Source organism: Nocardia spongicola (genome assembly GCF_047200775.1).
Taxonomy (GTDB): Bacteria; Actinomycetota; Actinomycetes; order Mycobacteriales; family Mycobacteriaceae; genus Nocardia.
The window spans coordinates 1-22,460 of record NZ_JBJZOO010000029.1; the positions used below are offsets into that span (position 1 = coordinate 1).

Here is a 22,460-nt window from a genome sequence, read left to right on the forward strand (position 1 = left end):
ACACGACCTTCCCTTCTCCTGTCCGCAGCGGGCTCGCCCGAGTCCCGTGCCTCGGGAGCAGGTTACTCGAGTCGTCCTGGACGCTCGGCCGACGCCGCGGCCGATGCCCCGGTACCGGTACTGTCCGCGTGTCACGCGGTGCGATCGGGATGCCTTTCCAATAATGCACAGGGGTGGTCGTCTCAGATCGTGATGATCAGCTGATCCGTCTGCGCTCGATTACCGCCCGCGCGGGCAGCCCCGATCCGGGTGGGGCGCTCGGGCACGCGCTTTCTGTTCGACACGTTCTCAGCAGCTCGACAGGTTCCCAGCAGCGAAGCCAGGAAAGTGAGCGATCATGCAGATTCCCTCCACCAAGAACGGGGATTTCCCCCCTGTTGTGGTCAGCAGCCTCGCGGCGACCACATCCATCGCCGGTGACGTGGACGCTACGTGGAAGGGCCTGCTCAACGGTGAAAGCGGCATCACTGCTCTGGAGGACGACTTCGTCGATCAGTTCGAGCTGCCGGTGCGTATCGGCGGCCATCTGAAGGTCGCGCCTTCCTCGTATCTTCCCGAAACGGAGAGCTGCGTATTGTCCTATTTGGAACAGATGGCCATCGTGCTCGCCCGTGAGGTCTGGCGTAATGCGGGCAGCCCGGCGGTGGACACCTACCGGCTCGGTGTGTCTCTCGGCACCGGACTCGGCGGCGCCGATGCGTTCATCGACGCGCGGGACAAGCTGACCAACGGCGGCTATCGCAAGGTCTCGCCGTACGCCGTGCAGGCGACGATGCCGAACGGGGCAGCGGCGTGTGCCGCATTGGAGCTCGGCGCGCGGGCCGGGGCGACAACCACGGTATCGGCCTGCTCGTCCGGGGCGGAAGCGATCGCCAACGCGTGGAAGATGATCGTCATGGGGGACGCCGATATCGTGGTCACCGGTGGCGTGGAGGGTTCGATCCAGGCCCTGCCGATCGCGGCGTTCACGATGATGCGCGCTATGAGCACCCGTAACGATGCGCCGAAGCACGCCTCGCGCCCATTCGACATCGACCGTGATGGTTTCGTCTTCGGTGAGGCGGGCGCGATGATGGTGATCGAGACGGAGGAGCACGCGAAGGCGCGCGGCGCGACTATCCACGCACGGCTGCTCGGCGCGGGAATCACGTCCGACGGTTTCCACCTTGTCGCGCCCGATCCTGAGGGCACCGGAGCGGCGCGAGCGATAACGCGATCCCTGCGTACAGCCGGTCTGGCGAAGGACGACATCACGCATATCAACGCGCACGCCACCGGAACTCCGGTCGGTGATACCGCGGAGGCATGCGCGATTACCGCGGCCATCGGTACCCATGCGTCGGTATACGCGCCGAAATCGGCCCTCGGCCATTCGGTCGGCGCGGTCGGTGCGCTCGAATCGGTGATCACGGTGCTCAGCCTGCGGGACGAGATCGTGCCACCAACGCTGAATCTGGACAATCAAGACCCCGAGATCGATTTGGACGTCGTATGCGGCCGGCCGAGGCCGGGGCGCATCGATTACGCCGTGAGCAATTCCTTCGGCTTCGGCGGACACAACGTCTCGCTGGCTTTCGGCCGATATTGACCGCAGCGGGCCGGGATACCTGCTAGCCTTCCGTGGCTTCGCTATCGACCTGTGTTCGGTGTCATTACACGGCCCGCGTGCCTGTGCGCTGGAAAAGGATTAAGGCGATGATCGATGAAACCTTCGACGACTATCTGGACGATCAGGGCAATATCACGATCCCGGGGGACCGGACCCTGATCGACTTCGTCGACAAGCACAGCGCGGAGAACGGCGACGATCTCGCCTACCGCTACATCGACTACTCGCGCGAACGCGATGGGGAATACCACGAGCTCACCTGGCAGCAGTTCGGTGTGCGATTGCGGGCGGTGGCGGCCCGGCTGCAGCAGGTGACCCAGCCGGGTGATCGGGTGGCGATCCTCGCTCCGCAAGGGCTCGGTTATGTCGTCTCGCTCTTCGCCGCGGTGTACGCGGGTAGTATCGCCGTCCCGCTGTTCGACCCGGAGGAACAGGGGCATACCGACCGGTTGCGCGCGGTACTCGGCGACTGCACGCCCGCCGCGATTCTCACGGTGGGCTCCTCGGCCAATGGGGTGCGGAAATTCTTCCGGCACCTACCCGCGTCACAGCGTCCGCGCATCATCGCGGTGGAGGCGATCCCGGACTCCGTCGGGGCGTCCTGGACGCCACCGGATATCAACACCGACAGCATCGCCTACCTGCAATACACCTCGGGATCCACCCGCACGCCGGTCGGGGTGGAGATCACGCACCGGGCGGTGGGCACCAACTTGCTACAGATGATCGATGCCATCGGTGTTACCGAGGGTTCCCGCGGGGTCACCTGGTTGCCGTTGTTCCATGACATGGGCTTGTTGAGTGTGATCCTGCCGACTATCGGGGGTGGTTTCATCACCATCATGTCGCCGAGCGCGTTCGTGCGGCGCCCCTACCGCTGGATCAAGGAGCTGGCCGCGGCCTCTGATGGGGCGGGAACCTTTGCCGCCGCACCGAATTTCGCGTTCGAGCACGCCGCGTTGCGGGGTAAGCCGAAGCCGGGCGAGGAATTGGATCTTTCCAATGTGATCGGGTTGATCAACGGTAGCGAGCCGGTCTCGGTGTCGTCGATGAAGAAATTCAACGAGGCTTTCGCGCCCTATGGGTTGTCGGAGACGGCGATCAAACCCTGTTACGGAATGGCGGAGGCGACGCTGTTCGTATCGGCGACCAGGGCGCAGGACAAGGCGAAGGTGATCTATGTCGATCGTGCTGAGCTGAACCTCGGACGCATGGTCCGGGTAGCGTCGGCTGCCGAGCACGCTGTCGCGCAGGTGTCCTGCGGTTATGTGGCGCTGTCGCAGTGGGCGGTGATCGTCGATCCGGAACACGGCACCGAGCGGTGCGACGGCGAGGTCGGCGAGATCTGGCTGCACGGTGCGAACATGGGCATCGGATACTGGTCCCGCCCCGAGGAGACCGGGGTCACCTTCCGCGCTGAACTGATCGCACGCCAACCGGAGGGCAGCCACGCGGAGGGCGTGCCCGCGAACGCCCACTGGATGCGCACCGGTGATTACGGCGCCTACCTCGACGGTGAGCTGTACATTGTCGGTCGGGTCAAGGACCTCGTCATCGTGGACGGCCGTAACCATTACCCACAGGATCTGGAGTTCTCCGCACAGGAAGCGAGTGCGGCGTTGCGGACCGGTTTCGTCGCCGCGTTCTCCGTGCCTGCCAATGAGCTGCCCGCGTCGGTCTTCGAGCAGAGCAGTCGTTCCGGCCTGACCTTCGATGCCGGTAACACCTCCGAGCAGCTGGTGATCGTCGCCGAACGCAATACCGGTGCGGGCAAGCTGGAGTCCCAGCCGGTCGCCGATGTGGTGCGCGCCGCGATTGCCCAGCGCCACGGGGTCATGGTGCGCGATGTGCTGTTGGTGCCCGCGGGCTCGATCCCGCGTACCTCCAGCGGAAAGATCGCCCGTCGTGCTTGCCGGGCTGCCTATCTGGAAGGCACGTTGCGCGGTGGTTATCAGCAACAGTCGTTCCCGGACGCACCGCAGGGATGGGAGCAGGAGTCCGTGGTGACCGGCTGAACACGATCACTTCACCGGACAGGCGGCGTGCCAGGTGGCGCGGATTACGCGGTGGCTGCGTAGGTTGGTCATAGACTTCGCTTACGGTAGATATGTGATAACCCCAGCCTCCGATCTAGAGAGCCCAGGCACGATTCCGCAGGAATCCCGCTGGCCTGCGGTTCTCACCTGGCGTGCCCATGACGCGTCGCGGATGGAGTCGGTGCGGGTGACGCTCACCGGAAACCGCATCCGCGCCGCTGGGCGCATGATCGGCGGCGAGTGCGCGGAGCATCCGGCGTTCAGTGCCTCCTACGATCTGGTCACCGATGAGAACGGCGCCACGAAACGACTCTCCCTGCGGGCCACGACCGCCGCGGGGGAACGGCAGGCCTCGATCGCCCGCGACGAAGAGAACTACTGGCTCATCGACGCGGGCGGCAGTCATGTCCGCTCCACCTTCGCCGGCGCGCTCGACGCGGATGTCGTGCTCAGCCCGTTCTTCAACACGCTGCCGATCCGCCGCTACGACCTGCAACACGCGGTCGAGGAGATCCAGGTCCCTGTGGTCTACGTGCGGCTGCCCGATCTGCTCGTCCAAGAGGCCACCCTGGTCTACAGCAGCGCGGTCGACGGAATCAGTGTGTTGTCCCCGGTCTCCAGCGCGACCGTGACGGTGGACGCCGACGGTTTCCTCCTTGACTACCCCGGCCTGGCTCAGCGGATCTGAACGCGCTGGTCAGTCCAGTCGGGTGAGTACGCCGCCGCGGGCACCCGCGGCTCGTAAGCGCTCCAGCCAGTCGTGCTCACCCGGGCGGATGCCGGTGATCTCCCAGCGCCGGGCCGATGCGTAACGCAGTCTCGCGGTGTGCCCCGCCTCGGCTAGGTCCGTGAGTGAATGCTCCGTGCGCAATTGCTCGCGCGCCGCGTCGAGCACACGGAGCGTTTCGTCCAGCACCTCCAGCAATGCGCCGGAATTGGGTTCACAGATCGCGCGAACCAGATCCGGCGCGGTGCCTGCGACGCGGGTGCCGTCACGGAACGATCCGGCCGCAAGACCAAGCGCGAGATCGCCGCCTGCGGCGCCTGCCAGTGCCAGCGCCTCGGCGAGGACATGCGGTAGATGGGAGATACGGGCGACGGCCCGATCGTGCTCGGCCGCCACCACCGGAACAACCACCGAGCCGCACGCAAGGGCCAGCCGCACCACGCGCGTCCACAGCTCGGCCCTGACTTCCTCGTCAACCCCGACTGCCCACACCGCGTCGTGGAACAAGCCGGGATCGGTAGCAGTCCATCCGGATTCGGAGGTGCCCGCCATCGGATGACCACCGACGTATCGGTCGATGAGACCGTGTTCCCGCATAGCCGCCGCGACCGGCGCTTTCACGCTCACCACATCGGTGAGCGGGCAGTGCGGTGCGAAGGTCGCGATCGCGGAGAGCATATGGTCGACAGCGGGCATCGGTACCGCGATAACGATCAACGCGTCGGTTTCCTCGGCCCGCCGTAGCGCGGCGGGAAGGTCCTCGGTGACGTCGAATCCGTCGGCGCGCGCGGCGTGCGCGCCCGCAGGCGTGCGGTTGTATCCCCAGGCCACATATCCTGCGGTGACGGCAGCACGCAGCAGCGAACCGCCGATCAATCCAGTGCCGAGCACACATACGGACGCTTGTTTCGCCGAAATCACCAGAACAGATTGGCATACGACTTCAACATTTCCGCTCGAGCCGACTACCGTTGCGGCCATGGCAGCACAGCGCTCGGGCACTAATAGGGCGACGTCGACCGATTACGACGACGTAGAGGGGTTCGCAGTGGCGGTTGTCCGTGAGGACGGCAAATGGCAATGCAGCCCGCTGAGCCGGGCCGCACTCACCGATCTGTCCGCCGCGGAAAACGAACTGAAGGCTTTACGCAGCTCCGGGGCTGTGTTCGGATTGCTCGACATCGATGAGGAGTTCTTCATCGTGCTCCGGCCCGCGCCGAGCGGAACCAGGATGCTGGTCTCGGACGCGACGGCCGCGATCGATTACGACATCGCCGCGGACGTGCTCGACGCCCTGAACATCGAGATCCCTGATATCGACCCGGACGAACTCGACGATGTCGACCCATGGGAAGAGGGCGACCTCGGTATGCTCGCCGATCTCGGCCTGCCCGAACCGGTGCTCAGCGTTATCCTCGCCGATACCGATCTCTATCCGGACGAGCAACTCGGCATGATCGCCCAGCGGCTCGGCTTCGCCGACGAATTCGCCGCGGTACTGGACAAGCTGCCACGCTGAAGTGGGAGTGCTACCGGACGGCCCATCCCGCACCGCGGCCGGTATCTCGGATGCGGATATGGTGCGTGCCGCCCTGGCCGCCGCGTCGGCCACCGAGGCGGGGGACGTGCCCGTCGGGGCAGTGGTGTTCGATGCCACCGGAAAGGAGCTGGCGCGTGCGGTGAACGCGCGTGAAGCGCTCGGCGACCCGACCGCGCACGCGGAGATCTTGGCACTGCGCCGCGCCGCCGCGGTGCACGGGGACGGGTGGCGGCTGGAAGGCGCCACCCTCGCCGTCACGCTGGAACCGTGCACCATGTGTGCGGGTGCGCTGGTGCTCGCCAGAGTCGGCCGGTTGGTCTTCGGCGCGTGGGAGCCGAAGACCGGCGCGGTCGGCTCGCTCTGGGATGTGGTTCGCGATCGTCGGCTCAACCATCGGCCAGAAGTGCGCGGTGGCGTGCTCGAGCAGGAGTGCGTGGCGCTGCTCGACGAATTCTTCCGTGCCCAACGCTGAGCTGTGTTCACCTGTGCTCTGTTGTCGACCGCTGCCCATGGTTACCACGCTCGACCAGGCGATTTAGTGATCCGATCCGGGTCGGGTATGGTTGTCGGCGGTGGCGTGTCCGAGCGGCCTAAGGAGCACGCCTCGAAAGCGTGTGAGGGGTAACCCCCCTCCGAGGGTTCAAATCCCTCCGCCACCGCCACAGCCTCTCATCTGTTCGCTCAGGTGAGGGGCTATTTATTTGCTCCAGTGACGGCCTGGCTCGGTGGCAAGATGACGAGGACCTGCTCAGGCCGGGCACGCCAGCCGAATTCTCGCTGTCCTGGAGTTCTCCCACCGGTTTTTCGACAGCGCTGTCATCCACTGGCCGGTCTCCTTATGCTTGCGCCATACCGAAAGAAAGCAGTCGTGCGCGACGCAGGCCCGTTCCATCACAACAGGCTCATTCTGAAATGGCTTGTCGGACAGGAGATAACTTCCAGCAAGGAAATGGTAGCCGGAACTCTCAGGACAGATCGAGGTGTCGGTTCATCGCTTTCGCGGCCTCGGCGAGCTCCGGGAGTTCGATCACCTCGATACCGTGCTGCCGCAGCTTCTCCACGCCGACGCAGTCGGCGACGAAGGTCGATGGTTCGCGCCAGGCGATCACCACCACCGGGATACCGGCGGCGAGAATCCGGTCGGTGCAGGGCAAGCGGGTGGTGGTCGCGCGCTGGGAACAGGGCTCGAGGGTGCTGTAGAGCGTTGCCCGACGTAGCCGGGGATCGTTCGCGTCGAGTTTGCCGAGGGCGACTTCCTCGGCGTGTGCCTTGGGTTCGCTCTCGCGAGAGTAGCCGGTCGCGAGCTGCTGCCCGTCGGCGACGAGCACCGCGCCGACCGAGAACGCGCCCGCCGCGGTGGGGCAGTGCCCGGCCAACTCGATGGCGCGCGTCATCCAGTACCGGTGGTCCGGTTGGGTCACTGGCTCTCCTTCGGGTGATAGCGCAGTACGGCGACATCGCCGAGTTGGGTGACTTCGGCCAGTTTCATTCTGCGGGTCGAACCGCCGGGGAACTGTGCGGGGTTCAGCAATCGTGGGGCATTGGAATCGCCGATCAGGTTCGGGCCGATCGCGAGTTGAAGCTCATCGGCGAGCCCGGTGGAGAGGAATGCGGTGTGCATATGGCTGCCACCCTCGACCATGAGGCGTTGGATGCCGCGGTTGCCGAGATCATCGAGCAGGACGCCGAAATCGACCCTCTCACCCAGCGGTACGACTTCGGCCAAGCCGCTGAGCCGTTCACTTGTCTTCGGTGCGCCCGCTGTTGTCGTGTAGACGAGCGGCCGGTGTTCCGCGGTGCCGTGATGCCAGAACGCTGCGGCCGGGTCGAGGTCACCGCCTGCGGTGACGGTCACCTTCAGTGGCTGTGCGGTGCGCCCGGCGACAAGGCGTTCCTGTTGCCGATCCGGGCTTTTCACGATCAGGCGTGGATTATCGCTGCGGATGGTCGCCGCGCCGATCAGGATGGCGTCGGCGTCGGCGCGGAGTCGGTCGACACGGTCGAAGTCCTCGGGATTGGACAGCAGTAGCCGCTGTGGGCTGGTGTCGTCGATATAGCCGTCGATGCTGACCGCGACCGACAGGAGTACGAATGGGCGGGTCATCACGCGATGTGGGAGTGACATCGGACCACCTCTCCAGCGCTGGGCCCGTATCCAGCCCTGATCGGTTTTCTCAGCACCCGCGCCGAGCAGGGCATCCGGTCGAGGGTGTTGTTCGCTCAGCGTAATCGCTTGGTGAAGCGGAATCGGCAGGCCTCGGTGCGGCCCCGCCGCATCGCGGCGAACGGCACCAGTGTTGCGTATGCGGCGTAGTAGCGGCGTTGCGCCTGTGGCACAGGATGCGTACCGCGCTACAGAGATTCGGTTATCCGGCGCGATCGGGGGTATACGGGCGATACGGAAAGCGCGGTAAGGGTGCAGTGCCAGATGCGTCGTCACACCGTCCGCATGGAAGAAGCGCGAGAGGGATATGAGAATCGGAAGTGTCATCGTCTTGGTCTGGTTGCTGATCGGCGTGGTCGCCGCGGCGCAACGCGACTACTTCGACAGCGGCCCGGTGAACTGCGCCGGCTTCGGGACCATCGCCGTCACTGTCATCGCCGGCCCGCTCAACTATGTGGGTCTGAACCCCAAGATCACGGATTGTGATGTTCCCCAACCGAGTCCATAACGCAGCGGGGGAGAGTAGATGGTTGGGCAGGTACTTCGCTCGCCCGGCCTCCGGTGGATCAGACCGTGCGCCCCTGAGTGATCCGGCCAGGTGTGAACTGCAAGTGTTTCCATCATTTTCGGATGCGCATCGGTGCGGAGCGCGAGGATATCCGCCGAAATTCTGGGTATCCGCCGAGATTCCGGGTATCTCCTGTGCACGGAAAGCACGGAAGGAACCGAAAGATGCGCGACCATGAATCTCGTGTGTGGGTCAGGCGTAGCACAGGCTCCCGGCTGTTCGGGTTGCTGCTGCTGGTCTGGCTGGCCATCGGGCTGCTCGCGGCCGGTCAGCGAAACTACTTCGACGATGTCCCACCGAATGACTGCGCCCGCTGGGGCACGATCGCTGTGACGGCACTCGCGGGCCCGCTCAACTATGTGGGTATGAATCCGAAAATCGGCTCTTGCGAACTCCCTGAGCCGAGCCGGTAACAACACCATCGGCACAAATATCGTCAGTAGAAACGACTCGGCCCCGCACCCGAGATCTGGGTGCGGGGCCGAGCGGTACTCATCGGATCAGCTGACGCCGACCGGTTCTTTTCCGGTATCGTCCGCACGTTGCCGCAGCTCATGCAGCTTCGAGCCTTCGATATCGATTTCAGGCAGGATCCGGTCGAGCCACTTCGGTATCCACCAGGACCATTTGCCCATCAGCACCAGCAGTGCGGGCATCAGCACCATGCGGACGATGAACGCGTCCAGCAGCACGCCTACGGCCAGTGCGAAGCCGAACGACTTCGTCGTCACATCGTCTTCCAGCATGAACGAGCCGAATACCGAGATCATGATGATCGCCGCCGAGGTCACCACACGCGCGCCGTGGTGGTAGCCGGAGACCATCGATTCCTTGGCGGACTTGCCGTGCACGAACTCCTCGCGGATGCGGGTCACCAGGAAGACCTGGTAGTCCATCGCGAGGCCGAACACCAGACCGATCAGCATGATCGGCATGAAGCTGACCAGCGGATGCGGATCGTCGACCAGGCCGAGCTTGCCCTCCTGGAAGATCAGCACGGTCGCACCGAAGGTCGCGGCCACCGACAACAGGAACCCGAGCGCCGCGGTGAGCGGTACCAGGATCGACCGGAACACCAGGATCAACAGGATGAATGCCGCGCCTGCCACGATCGCCAGATAGGGCACGATCTTGCTGAGCAGCACATGGTCCATATCGGCGTAGATCGCCGTGGTGCCGGTGATGCCGTACTCCATGCCGTACTGGGCCTTCAGCTCGCCCTCGGCCTGCCTGGCCTCACGCACCAGATCCTTGGTGGCCTGGTTGTTGGGTCCGGACTTCGGCACACCGTTGAGCAGCACGCCCTGTCCGTCTTCGCTCCATTGGGGCGCGGTCACGTAGTCCATATCGGGGTAGGACGTGAGCTTGGCGCGCAGCGCCTCGACCGCGGCCTCCCGCTGTTCGGCGGGCACATCGCCCAGGTCGGCGGCCACGTTCAGCACGCCATTGCTGCCTTCACCGAAGCCCTGGGTCCGCAGCTCGTATGCCTTACGGATGGTCGAGGTCTTCGGCATGCTGTCCTCGCCGGGCAGGCCGAGGTTCAAGCCCATCGCGGGTAAGGCGAGCGCACCGAGCAGCACGACACACAGTGCCACCGCAACGCCAGGAGCCTTACCGATCAGCCGCCCGAAGCGCATGCCGTTGGTGACCGCGGTGTCGTCCTCGGGGTCGTGCTGGGCCACCAGCGGCAACTTCGGCTTGAACAGGTTGCGGCCGAACGCGCCCAAGATCGCAGGCATGAGCGTGATCGCGGTGAGCATGGCGAAACCAGTGGCGATCGCGCCGCCCAGACCCATGAAGGTCATGAACTGGACGCCGACGATGCTCAGGCCTGCCAGCGCGATGATGACCGTCAGGCCTGCGAACACCACCGCGGATCCGGCGGTGCCGAGAGCGGTGCCCGCGGCCTCCTCCGGCGAATCCTGTACCGCCAGCTCGTGTTTGTATCTGGACACGATGAACAGCGCGTAGTCGATGGACAGTGCGATGCCGATCATCAAGGCGAGGAAGGTGGTAAAGCTGGGAACCTCGATCACCGAGGTGCCGAGCGTGATCATCGAGAGGGTCGCGCCTACACCGATGATCGCGGTGACGAGCGGCACGAATGCGGCGATGAGCGCGCCGAAGGCCACGATCATCACGACCAGCGCGACCCCGAAGCCGATCGCCTCGGACTTGCCGCTGGGAGTCTCCGGCTTCATCATGATCGAGCCGCTTGTCTCTACCGTGAGCCCGGCATTGCGCGCATCGGTGGCTATCGCTTGCACCGCCGTCCGATCCTCGTCGGTCACATCGGCGACCTTCTCGATCGTGAACGGGACACTGATCACCGCCACGGTGCTCGGCGCGGTCTCGCTGAGCACGTTCAGTGGCGCGCCGCTGCACTTCGCCGGGTCGGGGTTGTCCAAGCAGCCCATCTTCTCGGCAGCTTGTACCGGGTTGACGATCGGCGTGCTGTGGTCGACTATTTCCAGCTCGCCGAGCTTGGCGATGAACGCGTCCAGCGCCGCACGGTTCGCTGGGTCGGTCAGTTGCTGCCCTTCTGGTGCGCCTACGACATAGGTGCCGGTGACCGCGTTGGGTTCGTAGGCGGCGGAGGCACCGGGAAAACGCTTGTCGAGGATTTCATTGGCGCGGTCCGATGGCAGGTTCGGCATGCTGAAGTCGTCGGTGGTCGACTTGCCGAACACCGAGCCGAGGCCGACGAGGAGCACCAGTAAGGCGAGCCAAGCCGGGAGGACTATCCATTTGCGGCGGAAGGCGAACTTCCCCCATCTATACAGATAAACGGACACGAGTGGTTAACTCCTAGCGATGACTGGGACTGTGCTTGGTCTGCGTGTAGACAGCACTTGCGGGCACTATGCGTGTTCCCGCCTCCACTGACACTCTCTGCCTACCGTGCGGTAGGTAGACTACCCAGGAGCTAAGCGGAGGTACAACCTCGACTCTGTGGGTGATATTCGCTGAGCGGGTATGTGATGAGAGGATCACCCGATGGCTTTCCGTGCCGCACCAGATATTGCCGTCGCAGGTAGAGATACGAAAATCGCGATTCGCGATGCGGCGGTGAGGCTGTTCGCGGCCAAAGGGTTCGAGCAGACCAGCCTGCGTGAGGTCGCGGATGCGGTGGGAATCACAAAGGCATCTCTTTACTATCACTATGCTTCCAAGCTCGATCTGCTGCTGGCGATCATGGAGCCGGTTGTCGATCACATGCGGGCGGTGACCGCTGATCTGGAGCGCGTACCGCATGATGCGGAAGGTATCCGCCGAGTTCTGCGAACCTATTTGCGCGGTCTGCTCGAACACCGCGACGCCGGGGTGCTGGTGATGCGCGACACAGTAGCAATCGTCAATGCGATGGCAAGTCGATACCCGGACATGATGGGCGAAAGCCGAACGCTGCGACAATGGCTCGCCGGGCCGAACCCCACCGCGGCGGACCAACTGCGCGCCTGCACGGCGTTGGAGGTAATCGGCGTCGCGCTGGTGTCCAAGGAACTGGTACCGGACGCAGATGACGCGCTGGTGGAATCATTGCTACTCGACGCGGCGACACGCGTGCTCACGGCCTGCGTGACCGCGTAGATTCGAGCTACCCACCGCCGACGCCAGGGAGTTACCGCTGTGCACATCACCGCGAAAATCGATTACGCGGTGCGGACGCTGCTCGAAATCGCCAGTGCTCCGCCTCTGCACAATGCCGCGGCTGGGCTCGGCGGATCGGTGCTACCCGCCGCCCCCGTGGTCAAAGCCGAGGCTATCGCCACCGCGCAGCGGATTTCGCCCAAAGTGCTCGAATCCGTGCTCGGCGAGCTGCGCCGTGCCGATCTGGTGATCAGCAGACGCGGGCCGGATGGTGGGTACTGGCTGGCCAGGCCCGCGGCCGAGATATCGATCGCGGATGTGATCCGCGCGCTGGAGGGCCCGCTCGCATCGGTACGCGGGGAGCGGCCGGAAGATGTGCGTTACCGCGGTTCGGCCGAGTCGTTGCAGCGGGTGTGGATCGCGTTGCGGGTGAATATCCGCGCGATACTGGAGAACGTGACCATCGAAGACATCGCCTGCGGGCAATTGCCAGGATTCCTCGATGAGCTGACCCGAGATCCGGGCGCATGGGCCAGAAGATAGTGTCGTATGTCCTGGGTGAGCGGGCGATCCCCGCTGGTCGGAAAGCCCTGTGACGCATCCTGCCGATTACCGGTAGCCTGCGATTCATCATGCTGATCAGATTGCTCCGCACGTACCTGTCGCCGTACCGCGCCCAGCTGGCGGGGGTCGTTGCGTTTCAGCTGATTTCCGTCATCGCGATGTTGAATCTGCCGAGCCGTAATGCGGACTTGATCGACTACGGCGTCGCCAAGGGGGACCTCGGCTACATCTGGAGCACCGGTTTGTGGATGCTCGCCATCACCGGGGTGCAGATTGTCGCCTCGGTCGCCGCGGTCTATCTCGGCGCGCAGGCGGCGATGGGTGCGGGCCGGGATCTGCGCGGTGCGTTATTGCACCGCGTGGGCACCTTCTCCGCGCGTGAAGTGGGGATGTTCGGTGCGCCGTCGCTGATCACCCGCAACACCAACGATGTACAGCAGGTGCAGCTGCTCATTGTGATGTCGGCCACTATCTTGGTGATGGCGCCGGTGATGTGCGTCGGCGGGATCATCATGGCGCTGCGGGAAGATCTCGATCTTTCCTGGCTGCTGCTGATCGCGGTGCCAGCGCTCGGCCTGTCCATGGCGGTGTTGATCTCCAAGATGGTGCCGGGCTTCCGTGCGATGCAGGCAAGGATCGACGAAGTGAACCGGGTGCTGCGGGAGCAGATCACCGGTATCAGGGTGGTCCGGGCATTCGTGCGGGAGCGCCAAGAGACCTGGCGCTTCGGTATGGCCAACTCCGAGCTCACCGATACCGCGCTGCACGTCGGCCGGTTGATGGCGCTGATGTTTCCGACGGTCATGCTGATCAGCAATGTCACCGCCGTCGCGGTGATCTGGTTCGGTGGGCATGAGATCGACGCGGGGAATATGCAGATCGGCTCGCTCACCGCGATGCTTTCCTACATCATGCAGATCCTGATGGCTGTGATGATGGCTTCCTTCCTTGCCATGATGGCGCCACGGGCCGCGGTCTCCGCCGACCGGATCGGTGAGGTGCTCGCTACGGAATCCTCGGTCCATCCGCCGAGCCTGCCGCAGCCGTTCACCGACGACCCGGCCGTAGTGGATATCCAGTTCGCCGAGTTCGCCTTCCCCGGCGCGGAGCAGCCGGTATTGCGTGGCATCCAGTTCCGGATGCGCCCAGGCACCACCACCGCGATCGTCGGCGCCACCGGTGTGGGCAAAACCACGCTGGTCAACCTCATCCCCCGATTGATGGATGTCACCGATGGCTCGGTCTACGTCGGTGGCACCGATGTGCGCCATATCGATCTGGAGTTGTTGCGCGCACAGATCGGCCTTGTGCCACAGAAGGCGTATCTGTTCTCCGGAACGGTCGCCAGTAATCTGCGTTACGGCAATCCGGACGCCACCGACGAGGAGTTGTGGCATGCGCTGGAGGTCGCGCAAGCCGCTGATTTCGTCCGGGATATGCCGGAGGGGTTGCAGACCCCGATCGCCCAGGGAGGAACCACGGTCTCCGGTGGTCAACGTCAGCGTCTGGCCATCGCGCGAGCGCTGGTGAAGAAACCGAGGGTGTACCTGTTCGACGATTCGTTCTCCGCGCTCGACGTCGAGACCGACGCCAGGCTAAGGGAGGCGTTGAAGCCGGAGACCGCCGAGGCCTCGGTGCTCATCGTGGCGCAGCGTATCGCCACTATCCGCGATGCCGACCAGATCGTCGTGCTGGAAGACAGCGCGATGGCCGGTGTCGGCACCCACGATCAACTGCTGCGCGAGTGCGCGGAGTACCGAGAAATCGTCGAATCACAACTGAGTGCCGAGGAGGCGCGATGAGGGATCATGGCGTAGCGCCCTTGTCGCGCCGACCGGGTGCGGGTGTCCCGCAGGGTGTTGTAGGCGCGATGAGGGATCATGGCGTAGCGCCTTGTCGCGCCGACCGGGTGCGGGTGTCCCGCAGGACGCAGGAGGCGCGATGAGGCCGGGGATGCCGACGCCCGGTGCGCCGGACAGCAAAGCGAAATCGTTCGGTCCCTCTCTGAAACGTCTGCTGCGCAGGCTTGCGCCGGAGCGGTTCTACGTAGGTGTGATCGTCGCGCTTGCCGTCGCCGCGGTAGTGCTGAATACGCTAGGTCCCTACCTGCTCGGCATGGCGACCAACCTGGTTTTCGACGGCGTTGTCGGCAAACAACTGCCCGCGGAGCTCACCAAAGAGCAGGCGATAACGGAGCTGCGGGCGGAAGGCGACAACACGATCGCCGACATGCTCAGCGCTATGGATGTGGTGCCCGGCGTCGGCGTGGACTTCGGGGCGGTCGGCCGGGTCCTCATCCTGGTGCTCGTGCTCTACCTCGGGGCCGCCGTATTCGGCTGGCTACAGGGATACCTGCTCAATATCGTGATCAACCGCACGGTGAAGCGGCTGCGTAATGATATCGAGGACAAGATCCATCGGCTGCCCTTGCGCTATTTCGACTCCACGCCGCGTGGCGATGTGCTCAGCCGGGTGACCAACGATGTGGACAATGTCTCGCAGAGTCTGCAGCAGACCATGAACCAGCTGATCATGGCAGTGTTCTCGGTGCTGGGCATCCTGGCCATGATGTTCTGGATCTCGTGGTTGCTCGCGGTGATCGCGCTGCTCACCATACCTGCTGCCATTGTGGTCACCGCGCAGATCGCCAAGCGCTCCAAGCCGCACTTCGTCAATCAGTGGAAGTACACCGGCTTGGTCAATGCCCAGGTTGAGGAGGCCTACACCGGGCATGAGGTGGTTACCGCGTTCGGCCGCAATCGCGAGGTCGGCAAGGAGTTCGACGAACGCAACGAACAGCTGTATCAGTCCAGCTTCCGGGCGCAGTTCATCTCCGGCCTGATCATGCCGACGATCATGTTCCTCGGGAATGTGAACTTCGTGCTGGTTGCTTTGGTGGGTGGCCTCAAGGTGGCGACCGGCTCCCTCTCGCTCGGTGAGGTGCAGGCGTTCATCCAGTACTCCCGGCAGTTCAGCCAGCCACTGACCCAGCTCGGTGCGATGGTCAACCTGTTGCAGTCCGGTGTCGCCTCGGCCGAGCGGATTTTCGAGATCCTCGATGCTGAGGAACAGAGTCCTGACCCGGTGATGGCCACTAGCCGTCCGGTCGATCGTGGCCGGGTGGAGTTCGAGGCTGTCTCGTTCCGCTACGAACCGGACAAGCCGGTGATCGAGCGGCTCTCGCTGGCCGCGGAGCCCGGCCATGTGGTCGCTATCGTCGGTCCGACCGGCGCGGGCAAGACCACATTGGTGAATCTGCTCATGCGGTTCTACGAGCTGGACGCGGGAACCATCAGCATCGACGGGGTCGATATCACCCAGATCACCCGAGGTCATCTGCGTTCCAGGATCGGCATGGTGTTGCAGGACACCTGGTTGTTCCGTGGCACTATCCGGGAGAACATCGCATACGGTAATCCGTCCGCGAGCGAGGAGGAGATTCTCGCCGCGGCCCGTGCCGCGTACGTGGATCGATTCGTGCACGCGCTGCCCGATGGTTACGACACGATCATCGATGAGGAGGGCTGCGGAGTCAGCGCGGGGGAGAAGCAGTTGATCACCATCGCGCGCGCGTTCCTGGCCAAACCGTCGATCCTCATCCTGGACGAGGCGACCAGTTCGGTGGACACTCGCACCGAACTGCTGGTGCAGCATGCCACCGCGGAGCTGCGCAAGGACCGGACCAGTTTCGTCATCGCGCACCGGTTGTCCACCATCCGCGATGCGGACCTCATCGTGGTGATGGAGGCGGGCCGGATCGTTGAGCACGGCACGCATGAGCGGTTGCTCGCGGAGCGGGGTGCGTATTACCGCCTGTACAACGCCCAGTTCGCGGCGGCCGCCGCCACCGCGTGAACCCGCTCGGCGGGCACATCGGTGGCCTGCTGCGGCAGGTATCCGCGCGGCTGCGAGGATAGCGGGGTGTCCGGTCCCGAATCATTCTCTTTCACCGTCGGTACTCGCCTGGACGGGCGGCATGGCCGCTCCGGCGTAATCGACACGCCGCATGGCGCGATCGCTACGCCTGCTTTCATCCCGGTGGGCACCAAGGCGACAGTCAAGGCGGTACTGCCGGAAACCATGCGGGACCTCGGCGCTCAGGCGTTGCTGGCCAATGCCTACCACCTCTATCTGCAGCCGGGCGCCGACATTGTGGACGAAGCGGGTGGACTCGGCGCTTTCATGAACTGGTCGGGCCCCACCTTCACCGACAGCGGTGGATTCCAGGTGATGTCACTCGGCGTCGGGTTCAAGAAAGTGATCGCGATGGAAGCGGTCGATGTCCGCGGGGACGATTTGATCGCCAAGGGTAAGGAGCGGTTGGCCACCGTCGACGACGACGGCGTCACTTTCCGTTCGCACTTGAACGGTTCCAAGCACCGGTTCACTCCCGAAGTGTCGATGGGCATCCAACACCAGCTCGGCGCCGACATCATGTTCGCCTTCGACGAGCTGACCACGCTGTTCCACACCCGTGGTTATCAGGAGAAATCGGTGCAGCGCACTCATGAGTGGGCACAGCGGTGCATCGATGAGCACGAGCGGTTGACCGCCGCGCGCACCCATCGTCCGTACCAAGCGTTGTTCGCTGTCGTCCAGGGCGCGCAATACGAGGACCTGCGCCGTAAGGCCTGCCGCGGGTTGGAGTCCATTCGCGGAACCGAGGGAACGGAGTTCGACGGTTACGGACTCGGTGGTGCGCTGGAGAAGCACAATCTGGGCACCATCGTCGGCTGGTGCTGCGATGAATTGCCCGAGGGCAAACCGCGGCACCTGCTCGGTATCAGTGAGCCGGAGGATCTTTTCACCGCCATCGAGAACGGTGCGGATACCTTCGACTGTGTGAACCCTTCGCGGGTGGCTCGTAATGCCGCGATCTACGTCGAGACCGGTCGATTCAACATCGATACCAGACGTTTCCGGCGTGACTTCACTCCGATCGACGAGTCCTGTGACTGCTATACCTGCGCCAACTACACCCGTGCCTATATACATCACTTGTTCAAGGCCAAGGAGATGCTCGCGGCTACCCTGTGCACCATCCACAACGAGCGCTTCACGGTGCGGCTGGTCGACCGCATCCGGCAGAGCATCGATGGTGGTTACTTCGATGAGTACAAGGCGCAGACCCTGGGGCGTTGGCAGACCAGGGGTTGATGCGCCGTACCGTGCCTGCGGTACCGCTGATGCGGATATCCACCGCAGAGGGATCGGGCGCAACCGGCTACGCGGGCCGCGAACTCGATCGGTAGCTCTGTTCGGTTCGGAGCGTATGCGATTCGTGGTCCGCTGGCCCGCGCTGCTTCGGCGTCGCTCAGGCGTGCAGGGGATCGGTCTTCGTCGGGGCGTAGGTGGGTTCGTGCTTCTTCAGGAATGCGATCACCCGGTAGGTGATCGGGAGCACAAGTACCTCACAAAGGGTTTTCCAGAGGAACCCGACGATCACGAAGTTCACGAACTGTTGCCAGGTGTCGATGCCGATCGCGCCTGCGGCAATCGAGCAGAACAGCAGGGTATCGGCGAATTCGCCGACGATAGTCGATCCGATCAGTCTGGCCCACAGGTGCTTTTCTTTCGTCCGCTCCTTGATCATCACCAGCGCGGCGGAATTCAGCAGCTGGCCGACGAAGTATCCGGCCAGACCGGCGGCGACGAGCCGCGGTGTCGTCCCGAGGACGGTGCGGAACGCCTCCTGGTTCTCGTAGAAGCCCGCGGCGGGCAGCTGGATCGCGATGGCGAAGCACGCGACTGTCAACAGCAGTGCGGCGAAACCGTAGTAGATGGCGCGTCGGGTGGCGCGGAAGCCGTACACCTCGCTGAGCACGTCGCCGAGGATGTAGGCCAAGGGAAACAGGAAGAAGGCTCCATCGGTGGCGATGGGCAGGATCTGGAGCGGCCCGAGCGACAGCGAGCGGTCGCCGAGGATCTCCACTCCCTTGGTCGCGCAGATATTGGAGATGATCAGGGTCGCGGTGAACAGGGCAACGATCGGTGCGTAGTAACCCCGCGCTATCTGGGCAAATGCCGCATGATTCAGCGCGGGGCGCCCAGGCTCGGTGTGTTCTGCAGTGGTTTTCGAGTTACTCACCCGCATCATCCAACCAGGTGGTGGCATACGCTGTAACAATGACGAATCCTGGTGATTCCGACGAGTGGTGGAAGCAGTACAGCGGTCAAGGCATATCGCCGGAGTCAGGGGGGCAGAGTTCGGTCCCGCAGTACCCGAGTCCTGAGCAGCCTTCCAACTACCCGTCGGCGCCACAGTATCCGACACAGCCACCGCCGATGATACCGCCGCAGCAGCAGCCGCAGTACCCGTCCTATCCGCAGTCCGCATCGCCTTATCCGCAGCCGAACTATGGTTATCAGAGTCCCTATCAGCCCTACGGGGCGCCGGCGCGCGGCACCAACGGGATGTCGATCGCCGCGCTGGTCGTATCGCTGTCCGGATTTGTCACCTGCGGGATCGGCTCGATCATCGGCATCATCCTCGGGGTGGTCGCGCTGAATCAGGTCAAACAGTCCGGCGAGGAGGGGCGCGGTATGGCGCTCGCGGGCATCTGGATCGGTGTGGGTGTGATTGTGCTCGGTATTCTGTATTTCGTCTTGATCCTCTTCGTGGGTGCGGCGAACGCATAGCGTGGAGGGAAAAATCGCGCGGGGCGCACCCGAACAGGGTGCGCCCCGCGCTGTCTCGTGATGCTGTGCCGGATCAGGCCTTGACGACCTGGGTGCCGCCGGCGAACTTATCGTGCCACCCCTGCTTGTTCGGGTCCTGTGAGATGGTGACCGCGATGTAGATCGCCAGACCCAGCGATACCAAAGTTCCGATGCACGGAATGATACTCGCGAGAAGAAACAGGTTGCGCTTCAGCGAGGTGATCGGATCGATCTTGGCGGCGCCGCCCGGAGCGAGCACCTTCAACCCGAGGAGCTTCTTGCCGATGGTGGTGCCCTGCGAGGTCTCCATACCGACGTAGTAGCCGATCATTATCGCGGTCCAGATGACACCGAGTAAGGAGGTGAGGACGAAAGAGTCCCGCACCGCAACGGTGAGGATGGTGTAGGGGATGAACAGAATAAGCAAGTCGATGACGCGGGCGCCGAGGCGGGTGCCGAGATCACCGGCCTGACTGTTGTAGTTGCCGAACCCGGGCTGCTGCGGGTACTGACCATAGGGATCCTGCCCGTACTGGGGCTGTTGCCCGTACTGGGGCTGCTGCCCATACTGCGGCTGTTGCCCGTACTGCGGCTGTTGCCCGTACTGGGGCTGTTGCCCGTACGGCTGATCGCCCTGGGGATACTGGTTGGGGTCGTACCCACCGCTCGTCATAGTGTGTCCTCGTTGCTTGATCAGTAGTGGACAATGCGTACGTTACGGACATCGGTCGCGTTGCAACAACCTATTGACATCGAGTACCCATGGCTCGCGGGGCAGCTGTCGCGCGTTGAACTGCGCCAATAGCTCGGACGACGATGTCGCGCTATAGCCTAGCGAAGTGGCCAGTGTCGCGATGACATCATCCGGTGTCTCGCCGAGCTCGATCCGGTCGGTAAGTGTTACCGCGCCATCCCGTTTGGCCAGCCTGCGCCCTTCCTGGTTCAGCACCAGCGGCACATGAGCATAGCGCGGTATCGAAAGTCCGAGCAGGGTCGCGAGATAGGCCTGCCGTGGTGTCGATGGCAGCAGGTCGTCGCCGCGCACCACCTGATCGATGCCTTGTGCCGCGTCGTCGACCACGACCGCGAGGTTGTAGGCCGGGATGCCGTCGGCACGGCGCAGCACTACATCGTCGACCGGGCCGCGGTAGCGGCCGTGCAGGTCATCGTCTATGTCGAACTCGGTGACCGCCGTACGTAGGCGTAGCGCCGCCGGGCGGCCCTCGGCCCGCCGTCGGGCGTGTGCCGCCGAGGTCAGTGTGCGGCAGGTGCCGGGGTAGGAGCCCATCGGTCCGTGCGGCGCGGTCGCCGCCTGCTGGATTTCCTTTCGGGTGCAATAACACTCGTAGGTGAGTCCGGCAGCGGTAAGGCGTTCGATAGCCGCTCGGTATATCGGCAGTCGTTCGGACTGGTATACCACGGGGCCATCCCAGTCGACGCCGATCGCGGCGAGATCGTCCAGTTGCTTGGGTGCCGCGCCGGGGCGCACCCGATCCAGATCTTCGATTCGGAGCAGGAAACGCCTGCCGGTGGATCGGGCGAATGCCCATGCGAGCAGTGCCGTGCGGAGATTGCCCAGGTGCAGATCGCCGGACGGGCTCGGCGCGTACCGGCCTGCGCCGGCCTCAGTCATGGGCCCGGCCGATAAACGGTGAGATACGCACGATGCCATGGTATAAGCGCACGATCAGCCGCGCAGCCGCGGCCGCAGGTCGGCGGTAGACGGTTCGCCGCCCGCCGCCAAGGTGGCGAGCAGTGCTTCTGCGGATGTGATCAGCCCGGCACGGTCGATACCGTAAGGCACGCGGTCGTCTTCGGGGTGATAGTCGGTCAAGCGACGCACTGCGCGGGTGAGCAGTGTCTTCGCACCTTTCGGATTTCCCCGTTGGATGTGGGTGATACCGACAGCGAACTGCGCGAGAGCCTGCCACAGCATCCGCTCGGCGAACGGCCCGTTCTTCCATGCGGCCTCCAGCACCTCATGCGCATTGAATGCCAAGCCTTCGTCCAGCAGTTGTTGGGCGAAGGTCAAGGTCTGCTCGGGTGGCAGCTCGAGATCGTCCGGAATTCGGGCGACTCCGGTACTGCCGGGCGGTAGCGGACGCCCGAGATGATCACGTGGACGGGCATTACGGGCACGCCCTGCGTCATCGCGATCGCGTTCGACCATGGCTTCCATGATGCACCGCCCGGCTCGACGTGGCTGCCGCGGGCGGTGGCTCGTGGTGAATTGTCTGCCGATCACAGTGCAATCACATCCGTCCAACCGATTGTGGTACGCCAGTGCGCAGAATGAATGTCACCGAGTGGCAATGTTCCCGCAACCCTTACGCTTTGCGATCATGTCCGATTTCTCTAGTTGAATAGGCAAGAGATGAGCAAACTTTCGATGGACCTGCTAGTGTTGCGCGCGGGGACAAGCCCCGCGCGAGGTTAATTTTCCTCTCGAGCCCGCTGTGCGATATCGACGCACCGGGGAAAGTGCGCGCTACCGCGAGGCGCACTGCGGTATTCGGCCTTCTGGTCGAGTGCTGAGCTAGCTGGAACGATGTCAGGAGAAATCTCGCTCTCGACGCAGCAAAGGAGCTAGTGCGGTGGAAGCTGATCTGACGGACGCTGTGTGGCGCAAGAGCACATACAGCGGCCCGGACGGGAATTGCGTGGAAGTCGCCTTTCTCGTCGACGGCAACGTGGCCGTTCGTGACACCAAGGACAACGGACGTGGCCCGATCTTGGCCTTCGCGCCGGGCGAGTGGGATGCATTCCTAACAGGGGTCTCTGCGGAAGAGTTCCGGCGCGGATAGACCGTTCCGGAGTTGCCTGAACAGGCAGAGCGGGCCCCGGGTCACGTGGACTCGGGGCCTTCGCGATTTCCGGGTCGGGCCGACGGTTTCGGGTGGTATCGCCGCGGATACTGTCGAATCAGTCCTCGGCGGAATCGCTTCCGCTGCCGTTGGCCCGTTCCTGGCTGCCGTCGGCTCGTTCCTGTACCTGTTGCAGC

The 22,460-nt window shown here is 64.0% G+C and carries 22 protein-coding genes and 1 tRNA gene; 15 read left to right on the forward strand and 8 right to left on the reverse strand.

The window, feature by feature from the left end; translation table 11 throughout:
• Nucleotides 1-337: 337 nt before the first annotated feature.
• From ACL02S_RS23685 to ACL02S_RS23695, 3 genes are all read left to right on the forward strand, one after another.
• Nucleotides 338-1,588: a KasA/KasB family beta-ketoacyl-ACP synthase gene (locus ACL02S_RS23685; protein WP_412804706.1), complete on the forward strand. Its 1,251-nt coding sequence runs from the start codon at nucleotides 338-340 to the stop codon at nucleotides 1,586-1,588.
• A gap of 107 nt (nucleotides 1,589-1,695) precedes the next feature.
• On the forward strand, nucleotides 1,696-3,624 hold the full coding sequence (gene fadD32 / locus ACL02S_RS23690; protein WP_412804707.1) for a long-chain-fatty-acid--AMP ligase FadD32: 1,929 nt from the start codon (nucleotides 1,696-1,698) through the stop codon (nucleotides 3,622-3,624).
• A gap of 94 nt (nucleotides 3,625-3,718) precedes the next feature.
• On the forward strand, nucleotides 3,719-4,333 hold the full coding sequence (locus tag ACL02S_RS23695; protein WP_412804708.1) for a putative glycolipid-binding domain-containing protein: 615 nt from the start codon (nucleotides 3,719-3,721) through the stop codon (nucleotides 4,331-4,333).
• Between the two features lie 9 nt (nucleotides 4,334-4,342).
• On the opposite strand, the gene ACL02S_RS23700 is transcribed toward ACL02S_RS23695, so the two are convergent.
• On the reverse strand, nucleotides 4,343-5,296 hold the full coding sequence (locus ACL02S_RS23700) for a prephenate dehydrogenase (RefSeq protein ID WP_412804725.1): 954 nt from the start codon (nucleotides 5,294-5,296) through the stop codon (nucleotides 4,343-4,345).
• A gap of 55 nt (nucleotides 5,297-5,351) precedes the next feature.
• Between ACL02S_RS23700 and ACL02S_RS23705 the strand changes: the two genes are divergently transcribed.
• The 3 genes from ACL02S_RS23705 (at nucleotide 5,352) to ACL02S_RS23715 (ending at nucleotide 6,574) form a co-directional block, all read left to right on the forward strand.
• Nucleotides 5,352-5,891: a tRNA adenosine deaminase-associated protein gene (locus ACL02S_RS23705; RefSeq protein ID WP_412804709.1), complete on the forward strand. Its 540-nt coding sequence runs from the start codon at nucleotides 5,352-5,354 to the stop codon at nucleotides 5,889-5,891.
• A 58-nt stretch (nucleotides 5,892-5,949) separates the two neighbouring features.
• The gene (locus ACL02S_RS23710; protein ID WP_412804726.1) at nucleotides 5,950-6,384 is read left to right on the forward strand and encodes a nucleoside deaminase; all 435 of its coding nucleotides are present in this window, start codon (nucleotides 5,950-5,952) and stop codon (nucleotides 6,382-6,384) included.
• A gap of 99 nt (nucleotides 6,385-6,483) precedes the next feature.
• Nucleotides 6,484-6,574, forward strand: a tRNA-Ser gene (locus ACL02S_RS23715).
• A gap of 303 nt (nucleotides 6,575-6,877) precedes the next feature.
• Here ACL02S_RS23715 and ACL02S_RS23720 read toward each other — a convergent pair.
• Together ACL02S_RS23720 and ACL02S_RS23725 are read right to left on the reverse strand one after the other, a co-directional pair.
• Nucleotides 6,878-7,333, reverse strand: coding sequence for a deaminase (locus ACL02S_RS23720; RefSeq protein WP_412804710.1), 456 nt, complete (start codon nucleotides 7,331-7,333; stop codon nucleotides 6,878-6,880).
• A complete protein-coding gene (locus ACL02S_RS23725) occupies nucleotides 7,330-8,037 on the reverse strand; it encodes a RibD family protein (RefSeq protein WP_412804711.1) in 708 nt (235 codons plus the stop codon). The genes ACL02S_RS23720 and ACL02S_RS23725 overlap by 4 nt, the downstream gene beginning before the upstream one ends.
• 346 nt (nucleotides 8,038-8,383) lie before the next feature.
• Between ACL02S_RS23725 and ACL02S_RS23730 the strand changes: the two genes are divergently transcribed.
• Entirely contained in the window at nucleotides 8,384-8,584 is a 201-nt protein-coding gene (locus tag ACL02S_RS23730) for a hypothetical protein (RefSeq protein ID WP_412804712.1), read from the forward strand.
• A gap of 224 nt (nucleotides 8,585-8,808) precedes the next feature.
• Nucleotides 8,809-9,057: a hypothetical protein gene (locus tag ACL02S_RS23735; RefSeq protein WP_412804713.1), complete on the forward strand. Its 249-nt coding sequence runs from the start codon at nucleotides 8,809-8,811 to the stop codon at nucleotides 9,055-9,057.
• An 87-nt stretch (nucleotides 9,058-9,144) separates the two neighbouring features.
• Here ACL02S_RS23735 and ACL02S_RS23740 read toward each other — a convergent pair whose 3' ends face one another.
• A complete protein-coding gene (locus ACL02S_RS23740) occupies nucleotides 9,145-11,439 on the reverse strand; it encodes an MMPL family transporter (RefSeq protein WP_412804714.1) in 2,295 nt (764 codons plus the stop codon).
• A 202-nt stretch (nucleotides 11,440-11,641) separates the two neighbouring features.
• Between ACL02S_RS23740 and ACL02S_RS23745 the strand changes: the two genes are divergently transcribed.
• The 5 genes from ACL02S_RS23745 to tgt all read left to right on the forward strand — a co-directional run bounded on the left by ACL02S_RS23745 (nucleotide 11,642) and on the right by tgt (nucleotide 17,956).
• Nucleotides 11,642-12,235 carry a TetR/AcrR family transcriptional regulator gene (locus ACL02S_RS23745; protein ID WP_412804715.1) on the forward strand — a complete coding sequence of 198 codons (594 nt, stop codon included), beginning with the start codon at nucleotides 11,642-11,644 and terminating at the stop codon, nucleotides 12,233-12,235.
• Nucleotides 12,236-12,274: 39 nt separating this feature from the next.
• Entirely contained in the window at nucleotides 12,275-12,778 is a 504-nt protein-coding gene (locus ACL02S_RS23750) for an RrF2 family transcriptional regulator (protein ID WP_412804716.1), read from the forward strand.
• Nucleotides 12,779-12,867: 89 nt separating this feature from the next.
• The gene (locus tag ACL02S_RS23755) at nucleotides 12,868-14,601 is read left to right on the forward strand and encodes an ABC transporter ATP-binding protein (protein WP_412804717.1); all 1,734 of its coding nucleotides are present in this window, start codon (nucleotides 12,868-12,870) and stop codon (nucleotides 14,599-14,601) included.
• A 139-nt stretch (nucleotides 14,602-14,740) separates the two neighbouring features.
• Nucleotides 14,741-16,654, forward strand: coding sequence for an ABC transporter ATP-binding protein (locus ACL02S_RS23760; protein WP_412804718.1), 1,914 nt, complete (start codon nucleotides 14,741-14,743; stop codon nucleotides 16,652-16,654).
• Nucleotides 16,655-16,720: 66 nt separating this feature from the next.
• Nucleotides 16,721-17,956, forward strand: a complete 1,236-nt coding sequence (gene tgt / locus ACL02S_RS23765) for a tRNA guanosine(34) transglycosylase Tgt (RefSeq protein WP_412804719.1) — start codon at nucleotides 16,721-16,723, stop codon at nucleotides 17,954-17,956.
• Nucleotides 17,957-18,113: 157 nt separating this feature from the next.
• Here tgt and ACL02S_RS23770 read toward each other — a convergent pair whose 3' ends face one another.
• Nucleotides 18,114-18,896, reverse strand: a complete 783-nt coding sequence (locus ACL02S_RS23770; protein ID WP_412804727.1) for a queuosine precursor transporter — start codon at nucleotides 18,894-18,896, stop codon at nucleotides 18,114-18,116.
• A gap of 29 nt (nucleotides 18,897-18,925) precedes the next feature.
• Between ACL02S_RS23770 and ACL02S_RS23775 the strand changes: the two genes are divergently transcribed.
• On the forward strand, nucleotides 18,926-19,438 hold the full coding sequence (locus ACL02S_RS23775; protein ID WP_412804720.1) for a DUF4190 domain-containing protein: 513 nt from the start codon (nucleotides 18,926-18,928) through the stop codon (nucleotides 19,436-19,438).
• A gap of 73 nt (nucleotides 19,439-19,511) precedes the next feature.
• Here ACL02S_RS23775 and ACL02S_RS23780 read toward each other — a convergent pair whose 3' ends face one another.
• Genes ACL02S_RS23780 through ACL02S_RS23790 form a run of 3 tightly spaced genes read right to left on the reverse strand, consistent with a single transcriptional unit; the run spans nucleotide 19,512 to nucleotide 21,629 of the window.
• Nucleotides 19,512-20,132: an RDD family protein gene (locus tag ACL02S_RS23780; protein ID WP_412804721.1), complete on the reverse strand. Its 621-nt coding sequence runs from the start codon at nucleotides 20,130-20,132 to the stop codon at nucleotides 19,512-19,514.
• A gap of 42 nt (nucleotides 20,133-20,174) precedes the next feature.
• On the reverse strand, nucleotides 20,175-21,092 hold the full coding sequence (gene gluQRS / locus ACL02S_RS23785) for a tRNA glutamyl-Q(34) synthetase GluQRS (protein ID WP_412804722.1): 918 nt from the start codon (nucleotides 21,090-21,092) through the stop codon (nucleotides 20,175-20,177).
• 54 nt (nucleotides 21,093-21,146) lie between these two features.
• A complete protein-coding gene (locus tag ACL02S_RS23790) occupies nucleotides 21,147-21,629 on the reverse strand; it encodes a DUF309 domain-containing protein (protein WP_412804723.1) in 483 nt (160 codons plus the stop codon).
• Nucleotides 21,630-22,053: 424 nt separating this feature from the next.
• Between ACL02S_RS23790 and ACL02S_RS23795 the strand changes: the two genes are divergently transcribed.
• Nucleotides 22,054-22,263 carry a DUF397 domain-containing protein gene (locus ACL02S_RS23795; protein ID WP_412804724.1) on the forward strand — a complete coding sequence of 70 codons (210 nt, stop codon included), beginning with the start codon at nucleotides 22,054-22,056 and terminating at the stop codon, nucleotides 22,261-22,263.
• The last annotated feature ends 197 nt before the right edge of the window (nucleotides 22,264-22,460 follow it).

Coding starts and splice junctions, on each gene's coding strand:
- ACL02S_RS23725 (WP_412804711.1), bottom strand. CDS start 8,037: ATGTCACTCCCACATCGCGTGATGACCCGCCCATTCGTACTCCTGTCG.
- ACL02S_RS23755 (WP_412804717.1), top strand. CDS start 12,868: ATGCTGATCAGATTGCTCCGCACGTACCTGTCGCCGTACCGCGCCCAG.
- ACL02S_RS23705 (WP_412804709.1), top strand. CDS start 5,352: ATGGCAGCACAGCGCTCGGGCACTAATAGGGCGACGTCGACCGATTAC.
- ACL02S_RS23735 (WP_412804713.1), top strand. CDS start 8,809: ATGCGCGACCATGAATCTCGTGTGTGGGTCAGGCGTAGCACAGGCTCC.
- gluQRS (WP_412804722.1), bottom strand. CDS start 21,092: ATGACTGAGGCCGGCGCAGGCCGGTACGCGCCGAGCCCGTCCGGCGAT.
- ACL02S_RS23780 (WP_412804721.1), bottom strand. CDS start 20,132: ATGACGAGCGGTGGGTACGACCCCAACCAGTATCCCCAGGGCGATCAG.
- ACL02S_RS23770 (WP_412804727.1), bottom strand. CDS start 18,896: ATGATGCGGGTGAGTAACTCGAAAACCACTGCAGAACACACCGAGCCT.
- ACL02S_RS23745 (WP_412804715.1), top strand. CDS start 11,642: ATGGCTTTCCGTGCCGCACCAGATATTGCCGTCGCAGGTAGAGATACG.
- ACL02S_RS23790 (WP_412804723.1), bottom strand. CDS start 21,629: ATGGTCGAACGCGATCGCGATGACGCAGGGCGTGCCCGTAATGCCCGT.
- ACL02S_RS23760 (WP_412804718.1), top strand. CDS start 14,741: ATGAGGCCGGGGATGCCGACGCCCGGTGCGCCGGACAGCAAAGCGAAA.
- ACL02S_RS23710 (WP_412804726.1), top strand. CDS start 5,950: ATGGTGCGTGCCGCCCTGGCCGCCGCGTCGGCCACCGAGGCGGGGGAC.
- fadD32 (WP_412804707.1), top strand. CDS start 1,696: ATGATCGATGAAACCTTCGACGACTATCTGGACGATCAGGGCAATATC.
- ACL02S_RS23730 (WP_412804712.1), top strand. CDS start 8,384: ATGAGAATCGGAAGTGTCATCGTCTTGGTCTGGTTGCTGATCGGCGTG.
- ACL02S_RS23775 (WP_412804720.1), top strand. CDS start 18,926: ATGACGAATCCTGGTGATTCCGACGAGTGGTGGAAGCAGTACAGCGGT.
- ACL02S_RS23685 (WP_412804706.1), top strand. CDS start 338: ATGCAGATTCCCTCCACCAAGAACGGGGATTTCCCCCCTGTTGTGGTC.